Annotated in this window: 1 pseudogene; it reads right to left on the reverse strand. The window is 72.0% G+C overall.

Annotated features, from left to right (window positions below):
• Positions 1 to 439 (reverse strand): annotated as a pseudogene (locus FJV41_RS50530) (TonB-dependent receptor); the annotation flags it as partial.

Genomic DNA, 439 nt, shown 5'->3' on the forward strand with positions numbered 1-439 from the left:
GCCCTGCGTGCTGCGGGCCGCGTCGCGGGCGTTGAGCGCGCCCGTCTCGTCGCGGTCGACACGGGCGAAGGTGCCCTCCTGCACGCCGTCGCGGTGGCCGTAGTTGGCGCTGGCCAGGTAGCCCAGCCGGCTGTTGCCGAAGCGCAGGGTGTCGCCCATGGACACGCCCAGGCCCATGTTGGGCAGCGCGGTGGTGCGGCGCGCCTGCCAGATGTTGGGGAAGCTGCGGTACTGCTGCTCCAGTACGTCGCTGGACTCGCCCGACATCCCCAGGCCGCTGTCGCGCGGAATCGCGTTGGGGAGCTGGCGGCTCCCGCTGGGGAAGCCCAGGTCCTCACCGAAGCCGCCTTGCGCCTGGCTGTTGCGCTCGCGGAACGTCGTCTCGGAGTCGCCGCCCAGGCTGATGCGCGGCTTGAGCTCGAACTCGCTCGGGTAGGAG

Source organism: Myxococcus llanfairpwllgwyngyllgogerychwyrndrobwllllantysiliogogogochensis (assembly GCF_006636215.1).
GTDB classification, from domain to species: domain Bacteria; phylum Myxococcota; class Myxococcia; order Myxococcales; family Myxococcaceae; genus Myxococcus; species Myxococcus llanfairpwllgwyngyllgogerychwyrndrobwllllantysiliogogogochensis.